The sequence below is a fragment of the Streptomyces sp. NPDC001157 genome (assembly GCF_053598255.1).
Map to the genome: position 1 here is coordinate 113,216 of NZ_JBSFJW010000017.1, position 20,638 is coordinate 133,853.

The 20,638-nt window shown below is 68.4% G+C and carries 12 protein-coding genes and 1 pseudogene; 4 read left to right on the plus strand and 9 right to left on the minus strand.

What is annotated here, in order from left to right; all coding sequences use genetic code 11:
- The first annotated feature begins 163 nt into the window (after window positions 1-163).
- Entirely contained in the window at window positions 164-907 is a 744-nt protein-coding gene (locus tag ACWDAG_RS27220; RefSeq protein ID WP_450698186.1) for a polysaccharide deacetylase family protein, read from the plus strand.
- A 104-nt stretch (window positions 908-1,011) separates the two neighbouring features.
- Here ACWDAG_RS27220 and ACWDAG_RS27225 read toward each other — a convergent pair.
- From ACWDAG_RS27225 to ACWDAG_RS27235, 3 genes and pseudogenes are all read right to left on the minus strand, one after another.
- Window positions 1,012-1,308 (minus strand): annotated as a pseudogene (locus ACWDAG_RS27225) (transporter); the annotation flags it as partial.
- Window positions 1,309-1,583: 275 nt separating this feature from the next.
- Complete coding sequence (locus tag ACWDAG_RS27230) at window positions 1,584-2,717, minus strand: methyltransferase (protein ID WP_450698187.1); 1,134 nt, start codon at window positions 2,715-2,717, stop codon at window positions 1,584-1,586.
- Between the two features lie 421 nt (window positions 2,718-3,138).
- Entirely contained in the window at window positions 3,139-3,315 is a 177-nt protein-coding gene (locus tag ACWDAG_RS27235; RefSeq protein WP_450698188.1) for a hypothetical protein, read from the minus strand.
- A 651-nt stretch (window positions 3,316-3,966) separates the two neighbouring features.
- On the opposite strand from ACWDAG_RS27235, the gene ACWDAG_RS27240 reads away from it, so the two are divergent.
- A complete protein-coding gene (locus tag ACWDAG_RS27240) occupies window positions 3,967-4,545 on the plus strand; it encodes a TetR/AcrR family transcriptional regulator (RefSeq protein WP_450698189.1) in 579 nt (192 codons plus the stop codon).
- Between the two features lie 232 nt (window positions 4,546-4,777).
- On the opposite strand, the gene ACWDAG_RS27245 is transcribed toward ACWDAG_RS27240, so the two are convergent.
- Together ACWDAG_RS27245 and ACWDAG_RS27250 are read right to left on the minus strand one after the other, a co-directional pair.
- Window positions 4,778-5,830 (minus strand): alpha/beta fold hydrolase, encoded by a 1,053-nt coding sequence (locus ACWDAG_RS27245; protein ID WP_450698190.1) that lies wholly within the window; start codon window positions 5,828-5,830, stop codon window positions 4,778-4,780.
- Between the two features lie 602 nt (window positions 5,831-6,432).
- Window positions 6,433-7,491 carry a VWA domain-containing protein gene (locus ACWDAG_RS27250; protein ID WP_450698191.1) on the minus strand — a complete coding sequence of 353 codons (1,059 nt, stop codon included), beginning with the start codon at window positions 7,489-7,491 and terminating at the stop codon, window positions 6,433-6,435.
- A gap of 516 nt (window positions 7,492-8,007) precedes the next feature.
- Between ACWDAG_RS27250 and ACWDAG_RS27255 the strand changes: the two genes are divergently transcribed.
- The gene (locus ACWDAG_RS27255) at window positions 8,008-12,081 is read left to right on the plus strand and encodes a beta-galactosidase (protein WP_450698192.1); all 4,074 of its coding nucleotides are present in this window, start codon (window positions 8,008-8,010) and stop codon (window positions 12,079-12,081) included.
- Window positions 12,082-12,147: 66 nt separating this feature from the next.
- Here ACWDAG_RS27255 and ACWDAG_RS27260 read toward each other — a convergent pair whose 3' ends face one another.
- The 3 genes from ACWDAG_RS27260 to ACWDAG_RS27270 form a co-directional block, all read right to left on the minus strand.
- Window positions 12,148-15,408 carry a lectin gene (locus tag ACWDAG_RS27260; protein WP_450698193.1) on the minus strand — a complete coding sequence of 1,087 codons (3,261 nt, stop codon included), beginning with the start codon at window positions 15,406-15,408 and terminating at the stop codon, window positions 12,148-12,150.
- Between the two features lie 493 nt (window positions 15,409-15,901).
- Window positions 15,902-17,449, minus strand: coding sequence for a helix-turn-helix domain-containing protein (locus ACWDAG_RS27265; protein WP_450698194.1), 1,548 nt, complete (start codon window positions 17,447-17,449; stop codon window positions 15,902-15,904).
- Window positions 17,449-17,742 carry a helix-turn-helix domain-containing protein gene (locus tag ACWDAG_RS27270; RefSeq protein WP_450698195.1) on the minus strand — a complete coding sequence of 98 codons (294 nt, stop codon included), beginning with the start codon at window positions 17,740-17,742 and terminating at the stop codon, window positions 17,449-17,451. The genes ACWDAG_RS27265 and ACWDAG_RS27270 overlap by 1 nt, the downstream gene beginning before the upstream one ends.
- A 344-nt stretch (window positions 17,743-18,086) precedes the next feature.
- Between ACWDAG_RS27270 and ACWDAG_RS27275 the strand changes: the two genes are divergently transcribed.
- Window positions 18,087-19,559, plus strand: a complete 1,473-nt coding sequence (locus tag ACWDAG_RS27275; RefSeq protein ID WP_450698196.1) for an amidase — start codon at window positions 18,087-18,089, stop codon at window positions 19,557-19,559.
- 31 nt (window positions 19,560-19,590) lie between these two features.
- On the opposite strand, the gene ACWDAG_RS27280 is transcribed toward ACWDAG_RS27275, so the two are convergent.
- A complete protein-coding gene (locus ACWDAG_RS27280) occupies window positions 19,591-20,340 on the minus strand; it encodes a divalent metal cation transporter (protein ID WP_450698197.1) in 750 nt (249 codons plus the stop codon).
- Between the last annotated feature and the right edge of the window lie 298 nt (window positions 20,341-20,638).

Sequence of the window (20,638 nt, forward strand, 5' to 3'; positions counted from 1 at the left end):
TGGTGGCGGGCACGGCCGCAGTGGCGAGGGTCACAATCGACCGTTTTGTGACAAAGGCTGCAGATGCCAGTGAATCCTTTGCTTTGGTCAGGCATTCGGTCATCGTCGTGGGGGCCCGTCCTTGCCATCCCGAGATGGCCAGCCACGCCAGGAGCAAAACAGAATGCAGAACTCCAGTTCCGTCCGTCTGCTGCGCCGTGCGGCTCTCGGCTGCGCAGTGGCCGTCTCGTTGGCCCTGGCCGGTGCCGGTACGAGCGCAAGCGCCGCGACCGGCGCCGGCGCGCAGGCCGCCCCTGTCGGCGCCCCGAGCGCTTCGATCGCCCACAGTGCGGCGACGTACGGCCGGACCGTGGCACTGACCTTCGACGACGGCCCGGGGCCGTTCACCGGTCAGGTCCTGGACCTGCTCGCCCAGTATCACGCGCAGGCGACCTTCTGCCAGATAGGCAACCAGGCCGCCGCGAACCCCGCCCTGGTCAAGCGCATCCTCGCCGACGGCCACCGGCTGTGCGACCACACCGTGGACCACCCCCAGCCGATGGGTACCCTCCCGCACGCCACGCAGGTCCACGAGATCACCGCAGCCAAGGAAATGATCATCAATGCCGGCGGGCCGGGCACCCGGATCAGGTGGTTCCGTGCCCCCGGCGGCGACTTCAGTCCCGAAAACCGCCGGATAGCCGTGCAGGACGGCCTACGCCCGCTGGGCTGGACCGTCGACCCCCGTGACTGGTCGCGCCCCGGTGTCGCCTCGATCGTCGCCACCGTGAAACGGGAACTGCGTCCCGGCGGCGTCGTCCTCATGCACGACGGCGGCGGCAACCGCAGCCAGACCGTCGCAGCCCTGCGCGAACTGCTCCCCTGGATGACCCGGCAGGGCTACACATTCAGCCTTCCCGCAAGCTGACGCGGCGGCTTCATCCCGGAGCGCCCGGTACCCCGTATGCCGAGCGACCGCCTTCCCCGGAACGGCACACCCGTGCCGGGGAAGGCGCCACCGCTTCCCGTCCGCCGTACGGCATGCGCGTCGTAGCGGGTGAAGTCGCCTCCCACGCAGATCAGCCCGGGCGCGCTCCACAGCACCTGGGACGCGGCCGAAGCCCCGAGCCGGTCGCGGACCAGGTGCCTGAAGGCGTCCTTGCGAGCCATGAGCCAGGACATGTAGTAGAGCCCCGGGTTGATCACGGCTGCGTCGGTGCCGCGCTTATATTCGACGATCACGGGTGCCCGGTTCTCGTCGATCACCAGCGAGTCGAACCGGCCGCCGTCGAATCCCCGCGAGTTCACGATTTCTGAAGGTATCGAAATCTGAACTGTAGGTGCTGTTGGGGATTCGGAGGCTCTCTGACTGAGGGTTCGTGCCGCCAGCCCCTGCAGCTGGCGACGCGAACCCCACCGTTGATCAGCGGCGGCCGCAGCCAGCCTTCCCACAGCCGGTACACCCGCAAGATGATGAGACTCTTTGGGAACGCCAGTCCCGCTCGATGCACCCACTTCATCGCAGGTTCAACAAGAGGACGGCCGTCCACTGGATGCTGGCGCCGTTCGGCCTTGTTCACCCCGGTGGCAGTCGACGCTGAGCGTCAATCGCTGACGAGACGCCAAAGTGATGTGACTTCCGCGGCCCGGGCGGCGTGGAGAGGATCGGCGGTGTCCCTCGCTCGTGGATGCCGTGGCGTGGTGTCAATTCTGTCGACCACGTGCAGGCCGGCGGCCTCGATGTCGGCCAGCAGCTCGCTGCGCGTCCTGAGCCCGAGGTGCTCGGCCAAGTCCGACAGGATGAGCCATCCCTCACCTCCCGGTTCGAGATGTGCGGTGAGCCCGTCCAGGAAACTCCGGAGCATGCTGCTGCCCGAGTCGTAGACGCCTTGCTCCACCGCGGAGGTAGGCCGGGCCGGAATCCAGGGCGGGTTGCAGACGACGAGGTGCGCCCGCCTGTCGGGAAAGAGAACGGGGCCCACGACGTCGATGCGCCCGGTGAGGTGCAGTCGGCGGACATTCTCGCGTGCGCAGGCCAGGGCACGCGGGCTGATGTCGGTGGCCACCACGTGGTCGAGCCCCCGGCGGGCCAGGACGGCCGCCAGCACTCCTGTGCCCGTCCCGAGGTCGAGCGCGGTGCGGCGACCCTCGCGACGGACCGCCGATGCAGGGAGCGGTGCTTGTGCAACGAGATCGACGTATTCGCCCCTGACCGGGGAGAACACGCCATAGTGCGGGTGAATGCGAGCGCCGAGGGCTGGTACCTCCACGCCCTTCTTGCGCCACTGATGCGCTCCGACCACTCCCAGCAATTCGGTGAGCGAGACGGCCATCGGCTCGGATGGCGGACCGTACGCCTCGGCGCACGCCTGGCGCACGTCGGGAGCTCTACGAAGGTCCAAGCAGTGATCCTCGTCCAGCAGAACGAGCAACCTGCCCAGCACGCGGGCGCGGTGGCCGCGGGCCCGGCGATGCAGGTGGAAGGACTCGGCCGGGCTGTCGCCTTGTTGGGGAGGCTTCCGGTCGATACGGCGGCCCATCGCGTGTAGTAGTTGACGTGCATTCTGGAAGTCGCCCCGCCACAGCAAGGCAGTTCCTTCGCAGGCCAGACGGTGAGCAGTGTCGGCTTTCATACGGTCGTCCGCGCCGATGACCCGGCGGGGAGGCGGTGTCGCGCTCTCGGAATGCCAACGGGCGGAACGGGGGGGGTTCGTCTCGGTCCAGCGGATGGTGGACACCACGTACTCCTCGTGATCGAACGTGCGGGGGCACGAAGAGCACTTCGACGAGGAGCAGGGCAAACGGCCCGTGCTGCAGCACAGGCTCGCGTGTCAGGGGTGGTAGGGCTACCGCTCCCGCGTCGAAGCGCGAGAGGAGAAGTCGCCGAGAACCATGCCGAGCGTCACGACCAGCCCTTTCAAAGAGATGACGTGAAAGGTTCGCACAGTCCTTTCGCCGCAGGCAAACCAGCCTTCGGGCACTGCCCGGCTCTGCCCGGGTGGTGCGTTGAGGCCACCTGGGTCTCCGCCGGCGGCGGACAGTCCCCAGACCAGGGGATAACGATCTACCGGTGGAGTATCACGCGGTCGTGGTTTCGGTGCCTGCCGGGCTGGCCGCCCGGATGGACAACCTCCCGCGTGGGACGGATAGACCTCCAGGTCAGGCGCACGCTGCGACGAGACCACGCTTCGGTGTGCTTAAGGAACCCTCGGGAGGAGAGTCAACCGGTCCGGTGCCGTACTCGTTCGCCAGGAAACGGACGCCCAGCAGCGTCTCCATGTGCGCCTCGACGAGGTCCTGCGCATCCGCCTCCACACGCGGCGCGACCTTGGTCACGCTGGATCGTGATCATGTTGCTTCGATCGGGGACGGTGGCGACTTCGCTGACCACGGTCGGGGACCGATCCCGCCATCGGCCCGCAACCCCCAGTCCGCCCCCTCCCCGAATGCCCGGTGGGTGTCGGCACGGCGATGAGTCGGCCGACGTTCGGTCGTCCCGGCTTGCAGTCCGTCTATGAATGCGTGCCGCGGATCGCTCGATAACTTCACATTCGGTGCGAGAAAGAGGACCGCCGCTTGTGCGACTGCCATGCTCACAAGCGCCGAAGGAGGTGGCTGTGACCTCGATCGCGGAGACCCGGAAATCGCCCGCTCCTGCTGTGGGTACGACGGCGCAACGGATCACGGACCTTGCTGCTCGAAGGCGACGGGCGGCACAGCGCCGGTGCGCTCGGCGAGGGGGGTGGCTTTGCCTGCTGGCCAGGTGCCGCACGAAACGGCCGATCCCCGGCCGAACTGGCCGCACTGCGCACGACGGCGGCCCGTTGCTCGCCATCCTGCGGGAAGGAGTCGACCTCGCCGCCGGGGCCGGCGCTGCCGCCGTCGAGCGAGATGGCGACGTATTACACGAGGTTTCGCGTAACGATCCCTCACCTAGTACTCTGCTTAAAGTGCTTTGAACGTAGTACTGCACATGGAGTGGTGTCAGTGGTGAGACGGAATGACCAGCGGCGTGCGGCCCTCGTTGACGCGGCGATCGAGGTGCTGGCCCGGGAAGGCGCTCGCGGCCTCACTTTCCGGGCTGTGGATGCCGAGGCTGCCGTTCCCACCGGCACGGCGTCCAACTACTTCACCAGCCGAGACGACCTCTTCACTCAGGCAGGCGCCCGGGTCTACGAGCGGCTCCGGCCTGACGAGGCAACGATCGCCCGCCAGCAGACAGCCGGCCGCGACCGGGAAACGTATGCGGAGTTGATGCGCGAACTCGTCGGCCGCATCACCTCCTTCCGCACCGGCTACCTCGCACTGCTGGAACTCCGCCTTGAAGCCACCCGCCGCCCCGAACTTCGCAGGGTCCTCACTGAACGGGTCCGAGCCGACGTCGACGCCAACGTCGCATACCACGAGGCCTCCGGCCTCCCCGGCGACGCCACGGCGGTCAAGCTGCTCATACTGACGTTGAACTGGCTGATCGTCGAGCAGCTCACGCTGCCGGACGTCTTCACGGAGGCAGAGCGTGAACAACTGGTGACGGCCGCCGTGGAGCGCATCGTGGCGACGGAATAGATGGCTCGGCCTCAGAGTGGGCCCAGCCGGCTGCGGAGGAAGCGGGATGGGTCGGACCGGCCGCGGCATGTGGCCGCCCTAGTTTCCGTCCGCTGATCCGAAAGAAAGGGCCCAGGCGACCTTGGACAAGTCACGGTCCATGAACGCGGCCTGGTCTGCCACGCGGAGGCAGTGTGGCGCCAAGCGCCGCGTTTCACCGGGGACTTCCACCTTGCCCCGGACAGGCAATTCGCTATGGCACAGCGGAGTCCGCGCCGGCCAGGGCTTCAACGGCTGCCGCGACCTGACGGGGGCTGGAGATCATGGCCAGGTGGCGGGCGCCGGGGATGAGGGTGGGGCGCGGTGCACCGATGCGCCGGGCGGTCTGCTGCGGGGTCTGTTTGCTGAATACGTCGTCCTCGGCGCCGAAAACGACCGACTTGGGGATGCCGACGGCCGCGAGTCGCGCCCCCTGGCTCGCGGGGAGGCCGGGCACGCCCTCGCCGAGCATGCTCCACAGAGCGGCCTCCGCGCCCGGCATCCGCAGCGGCCGGCGCCACTGATCCAGTCCTGCGGCGTTGAGAGGCGGGCAGGCCGGTCCGCACTGGGCGTCGTAGAAGGACCGAATCAGCCAATCGGCGCCGAGGCCAAGACGCAACAGGCTGGTGCGGTAGGGATCGATCAGTACGTATTTGAGGGCTGACGGTGGACCGGCGCCGGTGTCCAGGGCGTCACCGTCGAGCAGCATCACGCTCCCGATCCGCCCTGGTGCGCGCAGTGCCGCTTCCGCGACGACTGCGGCTCCGCTGGAATGGCCCACCAGCAGGGGACGCTCACCCGGCCCACCGAGGTGCATGGCGCTGAGGAAGCCCAGCAGCTGCCGTGTGAAGTGGCTGACGGTGTACGGGCCGCGGCGTTGGCTGTAGCCGTCTCCGGTCAGGTCCAGTGCGTAGACCCGGTGATCGCGCGCGAGGAGCGGTGCCAGGCGCGCCCAGGTGTCCGCCTGCTCGAAGGCCCCGTGGACGAGGACAACCGGCGAACCGGTCGTGCCCCAGGTCCGGTACCGGGTACGGACATCCGCCGCCTGGACGTATCGCAGCCCTCCGGGAGGCGCGGCACGTCGTGCGGTGAATGCGTTGTAGGCCAGCGAGGCCGTGGTGACGACTGCGAGCAGAACGGTGCAGGCGAGTGCCAAGCGCCTCAACCACCGCCTGACCCGCGGACGGCGCGGCGTGGGTGTGCGCTGCGCGGCGTCGGAATCGGGCAGCGAGGGTTCGGTCCGCCCGGCCAGAGAGTCGGCATCCACGCGAGTTCCCATTCTGTTTCAGGCCGGCAACCCCGACGGTCGGCACGGTCACGGACGATGCGGACACGCCGAACAGGCAAACGCCCATCGCCCTGCCCCCAGCATCGCCCTGTCCGGAACCGGGATCATCCACCGAGAGGCGTCATCACGCGTACTCCCGTTGGCGTAAGAACCCTCCCGGGCGAAGCCGGGTGCCCCAGCACGGTCGCGAGCAGCCCCTGTTCGCGAACGATGCCGGCTCGGGCAGTCCCCACGTCGGCCCCCACCTGCTCATGGGTGCTCGGTTGTGTGTACGGCTCCCTGGACGATGGTTCGGCACGCTCGACCGAGGAACAGAGGGTGGTGTCCCTTGACGTCGTCCGCCCCGTGCATCCATCGACGTGTTGTCCGATGGCCGGCTCACCGTGACCGACGGCGCAGACTTCCCCGGCCGGTTCGGGCGGCCCCTGTACACGTTGTCCGAACTGCCGTGGGAAAGGCGCTTCGCCCGCCTGGACGAGACTGTCGCGCTGTGGCGGGCCCTTCGGCATGGTGGACTGTGTGAGTCCCTGGGGTCCGAAAGGGAACTCGGTTTCGGACCCCAGGGTCTTACCCGTGTGGCTTCAGAGCATGATGAGTAGACGTGTCTTCGGCTTGAGCTTCCTGTTCACCGAACGGCTCTGCACGTATACCTCCAGCTTGGGGTTGTTTCCTGCCTTCACAGAGACGGTTCCCTGGATATCGGTGCCGAACAGCAGGCTGCGCGCCGCGTCGCCCGTATAGGCGCGGTCGGTGTCCTTCTCGACCACGATGACTTCCTTGTTCAGCTGAACTTGAGCGCGGGCGCCCAGCTGGTAGTAACAGGAACCACGTTCGTACGTAACACCTGGATGCGAGTTGACGAAGGGACGGATCTCGACCTCCTGATCGACCTTCAGAAGCCGGTATTTGTTCGCCGGAATCGGTTCGAGGTTCGCCCGGACCTCGTCCAGCGATATGTCCTGACCCACGGCGAACAAGTTCTTGGTGCCGCGCACCCCTTGCTCTCGCCCCCGGAGGAAGCTGGTGGCGGCAGCGCGCACCGTGCCGATCGCCTCCTCGACGCCCTTCTGGGAATCCGCATCCCAGATGGCGATGTTCCCGGCCGGGAAACCGTAGTTCTGGGCAGTGCGCTTGGCCAGGGAGTTCGGCACGAGGATCGCGGACGTCCAGTGGCCTGGCAGCCCGCCCATCTTCGCCGTGATTTTGTCGAGCCAGGGGCCAAGGATGGTCATGTCGCCATCGTGCCGCCTGTCGCCCCCGGATGCGTTTTCCTCGCCGTCCGTCACCACGATCTGGAGGAAGCTGTGTTCGCCGTATTCCTCCCAGATATGACCCAGGTCGTCCAGGGACTTGAGCGAAGCCTCAATGAGGGCCGTAGCACCATTGTTGACGCGATACAGACCTCGCATGGACGGCAGATGTTTCACGTCCATGTCCCACACCAGGTTCTCCACCTTGTGGTCGAAGGAGTAGAGGCTGATCCGGGTTTCGTGGCCGAGGCTGTCCGATTCGGCTTTCAGTCCCGCCACGAACTCGTCCACGACGCGGATGAGTTGACTTTCGTGCGGACGCATGGAACCCGAACAGTCCACCACCAGCGCGACGTGGTTCACCTTGTGCTGGATCTTGTTTGCGGACATGCTTCTGCTCCCCCTCCGAGCTTCCCCGAATGATGCTTTCACTCTATGGGGAGGCACTGACAATGGCGTTTCACGCAGACCGGGGCCCCGGTGGCCGCCGTCCAAGAGAACGCTGGTCGTACCCCGGGGCTCAGACGACGTGTCAGCCCGGGCTGCCTTCTACGCCGCGATCCTGGACGCAGAGGGCGAAGGGGCCGGCCCCTTCGCCCGCGTGCAGGCAGTCCCCTGCACTCGCTTCTCCCGCGACCACGCGCCAACTCCGGCTTCGCCACGGGTTCATGAGCCGTCGGCCTCGCCGTGACCACTGGTGACGTGTGTGCTCCCGACCCATTGTGTTGCGTCTTAGGCGGCCTTACTGTTCGACTTTGCCTGAGTCTGTTTGATACTGATTGCTCAGGCGGTATGGAGGCCGCAGTGCGAAGTGATCGGATCGGTTCAGAGGCTGCGAGACCCGGCCGTGGTCGGTGGTGGAGGGCGGTCCTCGCGACGGCCGCGACCATCGCCCTGGCCGCGGGCATGACCGCGCCCGCAGCGGCGCAGGACAGCGGCGGGCGGACACCCGCCGCCGCGTCTGCCACAAGTCCACCGACGCACACAGTGACGCTCGACGGTTATTCGTTCCTCGTCGACGGCAAGCGCACCTATCTCTGGTCCGGCGAGTTCCACTACTTCCGGCTCCCGAGCCCGGACCTGTGGCGCGACATCTTCCAGAAGATGAAGGCCGCCGGATTCAACTCCACCTCCCTGTACTTCGACTGGGGATACCACTCGCCGAAGCCGGGTGTGTACGACTTCAGTGGGGTCCGTGACGTCGACAAGCTGCTCGACATGGCGCAGGATGCCGGGCTCTACGTGATCGCCCGCCCCGCGCCGTACATCAACGCGGAGGTCGACAGCGGCGGTCTGCCCGGCTGGATGACCACCAAGGCGGGACACAACCGCAGTGACGACCCCCAGTTCCTGAAGTACGCGGACGAGTGGCTGACGCAGATCGACCGGATCATCGCGCGCCACCAGCTGACCAACGGCACCGGGTCGGTCATCGCCTACCAGGTCGAGAACGAGTACTACAACGGCTCCACCGCCGGCCGCTCCTACATGCAGCACCTGGAGGACAAGGCCCGCGCCGACGGCATCACCGTACCGCTGACCGGCAACAACAACGGCACCTTCAACTCCGGCGCAGGCGCCCTGGACGTCGACGGCCCGGACTCGTACCCGCAAGGCTTCGACTGCTCGAATCCGTCGAAGTGGAACGGTGTCCCCGACATCAGTTACGACCACCCGGACGGCAAGCCCCTGTACTCCCCTGAGTTCCAGGGCGGCGCCTTCGACCCCTGGGGCGGGCCGGGCTACGACAAGTGCGCCCAGTTGATCAACGACCAGTTCGCCAACGTGTTCTACAAGCAGAACATAGCCGTCGGCGCGACCGCCCAGAGCTTCTACATGACCTACGGCGGCACGAACTGGGGCTGGCTGGGCATGCCGGAGAACTACACGTCCTACGACTACGGCGCCGCGATCCGCGAGAACCGCCAGCTCGACCCGAAGTACTACGAGGACAAGCTCATCGGGTACTTCACGCAGTCGGTCGCCCCGCTGACCAAGACCGAGGCCATCAGGGCCACACCGCCGGACGACTCCGCGGTCATCGACACCGCGCGGATGAACCCCGACACAAAGACGCAGTTCCACGTGCTGAGGCACGGCAACTCCACGTCCACGGCGGTCGACAAGACCCACATCTCGCTGGACTTCAACGCCCAGCCCTCCGCGGACACCACCTACACCTGGGACGACCCCGACTCCGCGCTGCAGTACACCGGTTCGTGGTCGCACGTGGCCGACACGAGCTACACCGGGGGCGACTACAAGCACACCGAGTCGTTCTCCAACAAGGCCGGTGACTCGCTCACCGTCCCCTTCGACGGCACCGCGATCCGCTGGATCGGCTCGAAGACCGACAACCACGGCAACGCCGACGTCTACCTCGACGGAACCAAGGTGGCGACGGTCGACGACTCCGGCGGCGAGAGCCAGGCGGTGGTCTTCCAGAAGACCGGTCTGGCGCCGGGGGCGCACACGCTGAAGATCGTCGTCGCGGGGAACCACAGCTCGGGATCCACGGACAACTACGTGGCCGTCGACGCCATCGACGTGCCGACCGGAACCGCAGCCGCGGAGCCGACCTACCCGGTCGTGCCCCAACAGCCGGGTACCGCGATCACCCTCGACGGACGCGACTCCCATGTGATCACGGCCGACTACCGGCTCGGCGAAGCGCAGTTGCAGTACTCGACCTCGGAGATCATGACCGGCGCGGCCATCGGGAACCGGGATGTCGCCGTGCTCTACGGCGACCCGGGCAGCGACGGAGAGACCGTGCTGCGCTACGCCTCCGAGCCCACCGTGACCACCAGCGGCGGCACGGCCACCACCACCTGGGACAAGGACTCCGGTGACCTGCGGCTGAACTACACCCACAAGGGCCTGATCCGTATCAGCATCAGCGGCGGTGGAAAGCCCCCGCTGCTGCTGCTCATCGGCGACAAGGCCACGGCCAACACCTTCTGGCGTCAGGACACGGCGAGCGGCCCGGTGCTCGTACGCGGCACCCACCTGCTGCGGACGGCGACCAGCCTGGACGGCGGCCGTACCGTGGCGCTCACCGGTGACAACGCCGACGACAAGGACATCGAGGTGTTCACCTCCGCCGACCACGTCACCTGGAACGGCAGGGCATTGAAGACCCGGGCCACCGGCACGGGCAGCCTCACGGGGACGATCCCCCTGGCCGCCCCGGTGCACCTGCCGACCCTGACGACCTGGAAGCACGCCGACGAGTCCCCAGAGACGGCCTCCGCCTTCGACGACACCAGCTGGCAGGTGGCCGACAAGACCACCACCAACAGTGTCTCCGGCGTCAACTCGCTGCCGGTGCTCTATGCGGACGACTACGGCTTCCACACCGGAAACACCTGGTACCGCGGCCGCTTCCACGCGACCGGCAAGGAGAACGGCATCCATCTGGTCTCGGACTCCGGCGGAGACGCGCAGGCGTTTTCCGCCTGGCTGAACGGCACCTTCCTGGGCAGTTCCACCACAGGCAGCGCCGACTTCACCTTTCCCGCCGGTGCAGTGAAGACCAAGGGAGACAACGTCATCTCCGTGCTCACCGTGAACATGGGGCACGAGGAGGACTACAACTCGACCAACGGCAACAAGACCGCCCGCGGCCTGACCAGCGCCTCCCTCGTCGGGGCGCCGCTGACCTCCGTCACCTGGCGCGTGCAGGGCGTACGGGGCGGCGAGGACCTGCAGGACACCGTGCGTGGCCCGCTCTCGACGGGCGGCCTGTACGGCGAGCGCGCCGGCTGGTCCCTGCCCGGCTACCCGGACGGCAAATGGAACCAGGTGGCCCTGCCGACGACCGACACCCGTCCCGGAGTCTCCTGGTACCGGACCGAGGCGACACTGGACCTGCCGCGCGGCCAGGACACCTCGCTCGGGCTGACGTTCACCGACGACCCGTCGCGCAAGTACCGGGCGACGATCTTCGTGAACGGCTGGCAGGTCGGCAACTACGTCAACTACCTCGGCCCGCAGCACACCTTCCCGGTCCCCAACGGGGTCCTCGATCCGAACGGCCGTAACAGCATCGCCGTCGCCGTGTGGAACCTGGACGGCAGCACCGGCGGGCTGGGCAAGGTCTCGCTGACCAATTACGGCAGCTACGCTTCGTCGCTGCGCGTCGCGCAGAACGACAGTCCCCACTACGACCACAGGAAGTACGCGATGCCCGCGCGTCCGGGAGCAGATGTCACCCTGGACGTGCCGGACACCGCTCAGCCGGCCCAGGCCTTCACGGCCCGGGCCGCGGTGCGGGTACCCGAGGACCGGCCGTCCGCCTCGCAGTTGACGGCCTCGCTCTCCGCGCCGGACGGCTGGAGCGTGAGCGCCACGAGCCCCACCTCGGTCGAGCGCGTACGAGCCGGCGGATCGGCCACCTTCACCTGGAAGGTCCGGCCGCCGACGGGGACGCTGCCGTCCGTCTCGGCCCTCACGGCGACGGTGCACTACCGGCAGAGCGGACGGCAGGCCGTGGGCGATGACGAACGCATCGTCGGCGGAATCCCGCCCGCCCCGCCGGTCGGCAAGAGCGCGGTGAGCGACCTGGCGTTCCTGTCGTCCACCAACGGCTGGGGCCCGGTGGAGCGGGACACCAGCGTCGGCGAACAGGCGGCCGGGGACGGCCGTCCGGTCACGGTCAACGGGGTCGGCTACACCAAGGGCCTGGGCACCAATGCGGTCAGCGACGTCGAGCTGTATCTGGCCGGAAAGTGCTCCCGGTTGACGGCGGACGTCGGCGTCGACGACGAGACGGGAGGTGCGGGAACGGTCACGTTCTCGGTGATCGCCGACGGCAAGACCTTGGTGACCACGCCGACGATCCACGGCAAGCAGGCCGCGGTGCCGATCGACGTCGACGTCAGCGGCGCTCAAGTGGTCGACCTCAAGGTCGGTGACGCAGGCGACGGAAACGGCAACGACCACGGCGACTGGGCGATGCCCACTCTGACGTGCAGCTAGCCTCGGGGCTGCTTCCCGGGCGGACGCCCGGGAAGCAGCCCCGCATCATCAGTGCCGCCAGGGCCTTTACTGCCCGAAGCCGTAGGCGAACAGGTGGTTGGCCCCCGACGCCCCCGTCACCGGCAGCGTGATCGACGCCACCTGCTTGGACGCATCAAGCGGGACCTTCGTGGCGAAGGCGTAGGTCTTGACGTTGTCCCGCCCTCCGCTCGCGGTGTTGCGGTACGACGTCGTGACGGCCGTCGTGTTCCCCTCGATCGGCTTGCCGGACCCGCCGTTCAGCGTCCAGTCCGAGAAGCCGACCGTCGCCTTCGAAGTGGTGCCGTCGGTGTAGGTGACGGTCACCGTGCCCGAGATGCCGTCGGCCGACGCGTTGGTCGCCGCGCCGAGCAGACCCAGCGACGCGCCCGAGGTACCGGCCGGCATCGGAATGGTCTGCCCTGCCATCTCCAGGTTGTCCAGCTGACCGGATGTCACGGTCGGCCAGGTGTAGGAGATGCCGTCGACGGTGACGGTCGAGCCGCTCGTGACACCCGCCGCCGACAGCGCGTTCTGCGAGAACGCCCAGCCGTCGTTGTCGAAGCCGCCCGAGAAGGTGGCGCCGTCGGGATAGATGCCCTCGTTGGTGTTGTACGGCCACAGCGCACCGGCCTTGGCCACGGCCACGCGGAGGGTCGCCCCGCTCAGCGTCGCGCCGCTGCCGCGGTCGGTCAGCGTGAAGGTGACCGGGTAGGTTCCCTCGCTCGTGCCCGCCGTCACGTGGATCTTCGCCTCGGCATCGCCCGAGGCGGGCACGGTCAGCGAGCCGGAGGACGTGTCCAACGTGACGCCGGAGGGCGCCGTGGCCTTCCAGTCGACCGTGACGGCCTTGCTGCCGAGGTTGGTCAGGTCGAGGGTGCCGTCACCGGACGCGCCCGGCTGGAGCACCAGGCCGTCGCTGGAGGGGCCGGTCGCGGCCAGCACCCGGCTGCCGCCCGTGGTGTCCGAAGGCGGTGCCGCCGACGGGTCGGACGCCCAGGAGGTGTTGGGCTGGGTGCCGAGCGTGAAGTCGATGCTCCCCGCGCCCTTGAACTGCCCGTACGTCAGCCAGGAGGTGTTCCAGTCCTTGCCCTTGACCTTGAGCGACTGCACGTACGGCGCGTCGGGTGCGGCCTGCGGTGCGTTGATCCGCACCGTCCTGCCGCCGGCGAGGGTCGCCTGGGCCACCGGGAACGCCGGGCTGCCGAGCGCCAGGGTGTCCGTGCCCGGGGTCTCGGGGTACATGCCGAGTTCGGACCAGACGTACCAGGAGCTCATGGCGCCGAGGTCGTCGTTGCCGAAGGAGCCGACCGGGGCGTTGAAGTACAGCTTCTGCTGGGCTTCGCGGACGGCCGCCTGGGTCTTCCACGGCCGGCCCGTGTAGTCGTACTCCCAGGGGATCTCCACGCTGGGCTCGTTGCTCAGGTCGGCGTTGGTGTTGCCGGGGCTGGTGATGTTGCCGAGGAGGCTGTCCAGGAAGGACGAGTACGCCTGGGAGCCGCCGCGTGCCTGGATGAGCTGCTGCAGGTTGAACGGGACCATGGGGGTGTACTGGGCGGAGGTGCCCTCCACGAAGCCGTTGGAGGTGCCGGGGGTGAATCCGCCCGCGAACTGGCCGTCCTTGTTCTTGGCCTGCAGATAGCCGGTCTGCGGGTTGAAGACGTTCATCCAGTCCTGGGCTCGGGTGGCGAACTTCTCGTAGACATCCGTCCTGCCGAGGGACTTCGCGAACGCGGCCAGCGCGTAGTCGGCGGAGTCGTACTCCAGTTGCGTGGAGACCGGACCGTAGAAGTTGCAGCAGCCGTAGTCGTTCTCGTCCAGCGGGAGGTAGCCCTTCGCGTCCCGTACCGACTCCCCCGGGCGGTTGTTGTTGGGGACGGCGGCCTCGTGCTGGAGAGCGGCGAGCGCCTTGTTCGCGTCGAAGTCCGTCGCGCCGAAGGCGTACGCGGCGGTGATGATGCCGGCGGCCGGGTCACCGACCATGACGTAGCTCTCGCCGTTGTTCGAGGCCCACTTGGGCAGCAGACCCGTCTGGTCGTAGCCGTTGAGCATCGAGGTGACGACGTCACTCGCGACCTTGGGCTCGACCATCGCCATCAGCTGGGTCTGGGAGCGGTAGGTGTCCCAGCCCGAGTAGTTGGCGTACTGGGCCTTCTGGCCCTTGGCCAGCGTGTGGATCTGGTTGTCCATGCCCATGTACTGGCCGTTTGCGTCGGAGAAGACGTTCGGGTGCAGCAGCGCGTGGTAGAGCGCGGTGTAGAACTGAACCTGCTGGTCAGAGGTGCCGCCGCCGATCTGGAGCTTGTTCAGCACAGCGTTCCAGGCCTGGTGGTTGGCCTGCTCGACGGTGTCGAGGTTCCACGTCCTGATCTCGGCGGCGAGGTTGGCCGCCGCGCCCGCGTCATTCGTGTACGAGACACCGACCTTCGCGCTCACCGTGGGGTCGGAGGCGGTGTCGAAGGTCAGGTACATGCCGTTCGCGCCGGTCGTGGGCGGCTGGGCGGCCTTGGCCGTGCCCGACGACCGGGGTACCGCGCCGGCACTCGGTGACGGGGAGGGTGTGCCGGAGGCCCTGGTACCGCTGCCGTGGATCGTGGGGGCCGGCTTCGCCGGGACGGTGAAGTGCCTCTCCTTCAGGGGGGCCGACCGGGAGCTCTGCGGGGGCTGCCGGACCTTGCCCGCCTTCAGTGACGTCGCGTCGGGGTTGATGGTGCTGCCCACCCAGGTGCCGCTCTCGGTGAACGGCCGGTCGAACTTGATGTCGAAGTGGAGCGTGTATCTGTTGTTCGCGCCGCAGAAGTGACCACTGTCGATCGCCCCGCTGATCTCGCGGTCGTTCACCACCTGGACGCGGGTTCCGTCCACCTGCGTGGCGCCGCCGCTGAGCTTGAACAGCAAGTTCGCCTGCCGGCCCGCCGGGAAGGTGAAGCGGCCCAGGCCTGCGCGGGTGGTGTCGGTCAACTCCGTCTTGACGCCGTTCGCGTCAGTGACCTTGTAGGAGCCGATGCCCGCCTGCTCGTCGCTGTGTTTGAAGCCGACGGACGTATCGCCGAGGCTGCCGGACAGCGCGCCGGTCACCGGCAGGATCGGCAGGTCGCCCGCGACGGGACAGCCGGGGCCCGACACATGGGTGAGGCTGAAGCCGGAGAGCTTGTTGTCGTTGTACTCGTAGCCTCCGCCGTCGGGGCGGTGGGGCGTCGTGTCGGGGCCCCACTGCACCATGCCGGCCGGCATGTCGGGACCGGGGAAGGTGTCCACCGCACCGGACGTGCCGATGAGGGGGTTGACGAGGGACGCGGGATCCTTCACGAAGGCCGGCGTCGCGGTGCTCGCGGCATCGGCGCTGCCCGCTGCCGTGAGCGGAAGGGCTACCAAGCCCAACACGCAGACTGCCGCCAGGTGCTGACGGCGTCTCTTTCGGTCACGTGGCGCAGCGGAACGTCGGGGTCTCACCATCGGTTGCCTCCGCAGCAGTTCGTGCTTCGCACATCAGGTGCCGGCGCTCCTGGAAGCACTCAGCGCCGACGACAGACAACGTTGTCGGTAGCTCGCTGTGCAACCTGACAACGTTGCCATCCACGAGTGTCGAGTGAAACGCCTGAGCTGATGAGATGTCAACGAGGCCAACCGGACTTTCTGAGGGAGGAGTTCACCCATGGAGGCGCTGCCGGGACCGGGGTACACCCGGACCGGGCTTTGGCCTGCGGAGTCTGCCGGCGAAGGTGGCGTCCCCGGCGCTTGTGCCCGTCGCCGTCATCTGAGACATGCGCTCCGAGCAGACCAGCCGGTACCGCAGATCACCTCAGTCGTCGCGCTCGTCGGCAGGGGTGGGCTCGGTGTCGATGGTGTAGACGTCCTTGAGCTTCACCTCGGTGACGCCGCGGCCCTCCGGGAAGACCGCGCGCCAGTCGCCGATCACGTGCAGCTCGTCGGTTCCCATCGCGCGGACCACCGTCAGACCCTGGTCGTAGGCGCGGTGCGCTTTCCACCAGAGGTTCGCGAAGGCCTGCGAGCGGATCAGGTGCATCCAGTCGGTGCGGTACAGCTCCCGGTTGTAGTTCGACTCCCCCAGCGTCGAGACGAACTTCGAGTACATCGCCTTGACGTACTCCAGCGTCACTTCGTCGTCTTCGGCGATCGCCCGGTCCCGGGCATCCTTGAGGGCTACGCGAAACTTCTCCAGCAGGCCTTCGGTGGCCCCGGAGGTCCACGATTCGTGGATCTCCGGCGGATCGCACAGCCCGTACTTCGGACCAGAGATCCGCAGCAGCAGCCGCAGAGTCGGTTCGGTCACCCACAGCGGGCCCGGCTCGTCCCGGTTGCCGATCGGGTTGGGCAGGCAGGCCTCGTGGTCCCAGTCGGGCGGGGTGATCAGGTGGACGCCGGCGCGGCGCGGGTTGTGCTGGTTGCCGGTGGAGTGCTCCAGCTGGCCGAGCGGCAGGTGGGTCTTGAGGGCGCTCAGATAGGCGCCGTTGATGTCGAGCGCGGTGACCTCGTGGACGCCGGACGGCAGTTCGGGACGCGCCCATTTGGGGCGGGCCTCCCAGATCTGGTCCGCGCCGCGGGAGGACTGCTTGCGCAGGATGTCGGGCAGCCACGGATGGGCGACGATCTCGTAGCGGCCGCCCTTGCGGCTGTGGTCCAGCAGCGCCATCGCGTCCGGGATCGCCCGCTTCACCAGCGCCTTGGTCGCAGCTTCCACGTCACCGGAGTGCTCGGCGAGCGCGGTCGCGACCGCGGAGCCGATCAGGTCGGGGGTGTCCGCGGTCTGCATGCGGCGGCCGACGGGCACGACCCGGACACCGCGTTCCGCCTGCCCCTGCCGGCCGGGGGGTTGTGCACGCGAGGGTTCCGGGCGCACGGCAGGCCTCTCCGGCGCCGCGGGCTCGTTCGCCTGTGCGGGCGCGACGGCCTGGCACTCTGCGGGATCCAGGTGCTGGGGGAATCCCGCGACCTGGTGGCGGGCCAGGTGCCCGCACAGCACACACGGTTGCGGGGAGGCGAGCACGTCGACGTCATCGCCCCGGTCGACGGTCTGCCCGGCATCCGCGGGAACATCGTCCTCCGGCTCCTCGTCCGGGACTTCCGCGGCCGCCTCTGGCGCCTCGGCGGCCAGCTTGGCCTTCGCTCCCTCAAGGAAGTACGCGTACTTCTCCCGCACTTCGCCGCTCGGGTCCCGCCCGGACTCCCAGCCCCCTACCGTGGACGGGCTCACCCCCAGGGCCTGCGCAAGCTGGGGGCGCGAGACGTTCAGCTCCTCGCGCAGGGCACGCCGCTCCTCGACGGGAGGCAGCGCCACCTCCTTCTTGGCACCGGCGAGCAGCGCGTCGATGGCGCCGAAGTCCGTCATCACACGCCTCCTTCAACCGCTGCAGGGCGTTGGCCGGGAACGCGGCGGCGCGCGGCAGGCAGTGCCTCCGTGGCCCGGGTGGGTCCCGCCAGGAGTTCGAGGACGTCGATGCCGTAGTGCGCGGCGACCGCTTCACAGTCGGTCAGACTCCAGGCGGCTGTGCCGGACTGACGGCGGCTCACCTGGGCCTGGCTCACCCCCAGGGCGGCGGCCAGCTCGGTCTGCGACTCGCCGGCCGCATGCAGGAGCGCCGCCACCGCCGATCGCACCCGCTCTTCGAGGCTCATACCCATGATGCCGACTCTACCGCGCAAATCTCATGCACCATACGCATACCGCATTACGTTTGATGGTGGGGACCGTCTCGATCCGGGATACCGGGCGTGCCTGCATGACCCCTCGCTGCGGCCGGGTGCGCGCAGAGGCATACCTCGCCGAACCCACGCGGGACCGGGGCAAGGCGGGAGTACGGACATGACCTGCAGGTCCATCGCCAAGGGATTTCCGCCGAGGAGGCATGAGCTGTGGCGGTGGAGTAATTGCCGTGGCCGGAGCGGGAAGTGACGGATACTCAAATATTCTCCTTGCGCGAAGCGGCATTTCGTGGCCTCTCCCGGAGGCCGATACGGTCCGATTCATGGAGTGGAACTTTCTGACGGCCGAAGAACTCACCGCTGCCCTGCGTGCCGGTGAGGTGACCTCGGCTGAACTGACCGACGGGGCGATCGCCCGTATCGAGCGGGACGACAAGGCGGTCAACGCCATCTGCGTGCCGGACTTCGACCGTGCCCGGGCCGCGGCGCGTGACGCCGACCAGGCCCGGGCCCGCGGTGAGGACCGGCCGCTGCTCGGCATTCCGGTGACCGTCAAGGAGTCGTACAACGTCGCCGGGCTCCCCACGACCTGGGGCATACCGCTGCACCGGAACTACATACCGGCCGAGGACGCGGTGCAGGTGTCGCGGCTCAGGGCGGCAGGCGCGGTGGTGCTCGGCAAGACGAATGTGCCCTTGGGACTCCAGGACATACAGAGCTTCAACGAGGTCTACGGCACCACCAACAACCCGTGGGATCACGGCCGTACGGCGGGTGGGTCCTCCGGCGGATCAGCGGCGGCCCTGGCTTCCGGGTTCGGCGCGCTGTCCATCGGCTCCGACATCGGGGGGTCGTTGCGCACCCCGGCGCATTTCTGCGGTGTCTACGCACACAAGCCGACCCTCGGGCTGGCGGCGACCCGCGGGATGCTCCCGCCGCCCGCACCGGCGTTCCCGGCCGAACTCGACCTCGCTGTCGTCGGTCCGATGGCGCGCAGTGCCCGCGACCTCACGCTCCTGCTCGACGTCATGGCCGGACCGGACCCACTGACGCTGGGTGTGGCGCACGACTTGCGGCTGCCGCCCGCGCGCCACGAGCGGCTCCGTGACTTCCGAGTCCTGGTCCTCGACGAGCATCCGCTCATTCCGACCGGGTCCGCTGTGCGGGCAGCCGTGAACCGGGTGGCCGACGCGCTTGCCGACGGCGGCGCCCGCGTCGAACGCCGCAGTCCACTGCTGCCCGATCTCACCGAAGCCGCCGTGATCTACACGCAGTTGCTGTTCTCGAGCTCTGCTTCCCGTCTTCCCGTCGAAACGTACGAGCAGCTGCGAAACCATGCTGCCGGACTGAGCGCGGACGACCGGAGTCTCGATGCGGAGCGGCTGCGCGGCATGGTGCTCAGCCACCGCGGCTGGATCGAGGCGAACGACCGCCGTGAACTGCACCGCCACCGCTGGCGGCAGGTCTTCACCGAGTTCGACGCCGTGGTGTGTCCCGTCACGCCCACTCCTGCCTTCCCGCACGACCAGAACCCCGATCTGATGAGTCGCCGGCTCGACATCGACGGCGTCGAGTACCCGTACTTGGACCAGCTCGTCTGGGCCGGTCTGCCCACCATGCCCGGGCTGCCCGCCACCGCCGTACCCGCGGGCCGGTCCCCCGAGGGGCTGCCGGTGGGCGTGCAGCTCATCGGTCCGATGTTCGAGGACCGCACCCCGCTGCGGCTGGCCGAACTGCTCGAGCCGAAGCTCGGCGGCTTCCAGGCGCCGAGGGACTTCGAAGGCTCGCAGTCATGACGTGCGGCAAGGGCGATCCCCGTGTGTGGCGTCAGGTGAGGCCGAACCAGCCGAGCACTGTCTGGGCCAGAAGGATGGTGGACATGGCGCCGACTCCGACGACCACGGCGGTGGCCGCGATGCGGTAGCGGGAGCCATTGGCGGCGGGGCCGAGGACACAGCGGCGGTTGGTCAGCACCAGGAGGTACACCAGGACGACGGGGCTGATCAGGCCCTGGAGGACCTGGGTGCCGATGCGCAGTTGGATGACGTCGACCGGTGTCAGGGCGACCGTGGCGCCGAGCACGATCTGGGCGGTGAACAGGCCCAGGAACAGCGGGGTGTCGCGGAAGCTGCGGGAGACGGAGCGTTCCACACCCGCGGCCTCGCCTATGGCGTAGCTGGCAGAGAGCGGGACCACGGCTCCGGCCAGGGCGGAGGCGCCGATCAGGCCGAGGGCGAAGAGGAGTTCCGCGTTCTGACCTGCTACCGGTTTGAGGGCCTCGGCGGCCTGGGCGGCGGAGTTCAGCGGTCCGGTGCCGCCGACGGCCGAGGCGGTGGCGATGATGATGGTCAGGCTGGCGGCATCGAGGGTGACCTCGCCGCGGGAGGCGTGGACGACTTGGCGAACGATTGACAGGGCGAGGCCAGTGCCGTCGTGGTGGGAGTCTGCGGAGCGCCCGAAGCGGTCGAAGTCACGTGCGCGGCCGGCTGAGCTTCGCTCATCCCGGGCCTTGGACGGCGACGTGGAATCCGGTGCCGGGGTGCGGGCGAGAGTGATGGTGGTGCCGGGCAGGGACATGCGCGAATCGCCCGCACTCGGCCCGTCGGCTCTCCGGCCACGTCAACGGCGACGTAGCGGGACCGACTTGAGGCAGGCCGCCGACGCGGCCCGAAAGTCGCACGCGGGTGACCTTGCCGCCAGCGGCATTCACGGCGACCTCGTGCCCCACACCCTTGTCGGTGACGATGGCGACCTTCCACGCGCCTTGCCCTGCAGTCCTCCAGGTCAGCAGAGGCCACCGTCGGCGCGCGGTCCCGCGAGGTCACGGCCGAGGGCCCGAACGACGGCCGTACGGAGGAGCGAGTCGCCGTCCCCG

Bases quoted from the DNA above. Each gene is read 5' to 3' on its own strand.
- ACWDAG_RS27220 (WP_450698186.1), top strand. From the start codon at position 164: ATGCAGAACTCCAGTTCCGTCCGTCTGCTGCGCCGTGCGGCTCTCGGC.
- ACWDAG_RS27280 (WP_450698197.1), bottom strand. From the start codon at position 20,340: ATGTCCCTGCCCGGCACCACCATCACTCTCGCCCGCACCCCGGCACCG.
- ACWDAG_RS27275 (WP_450698196.1), top strand. From the start codon at position 18,087: ATGGAGTGGAACTTTCTGACGGCCGAAGAACTCACCGCTGCCCTGCGT.
- ACWDAG_RS27270 (WP_450698195.1), bottom strand. From the start codon at position 17,742: ATGGGTATGAGCCTCGAAGAGCGGGTGCGATCGGCGGTGGCGGCGCTC.
- ACWDAG_RS27265 (WP_450698194.1), bottom strand. From the start codon at position 17,449: ATGACGGACTTCGGCGCCATCGACGCGCTGCTCGCCGGTGCCAAGAAG.
- ACWDAG_RS27255 (WP_450698192.1), top strand. From the start codon at position 8,008: ATGACCGCGCCCGCAGCGGCGCAGGACAGCGGCGGGCGGACACCCGCC.
- ACWDAG_RS27250 (WP_450698191.1), bottom strand. From the start codon at position 7,491: ATGTCCGCAAACAAGATCCAGCACAAGGTGAACCACGTCGCGCTGGTG.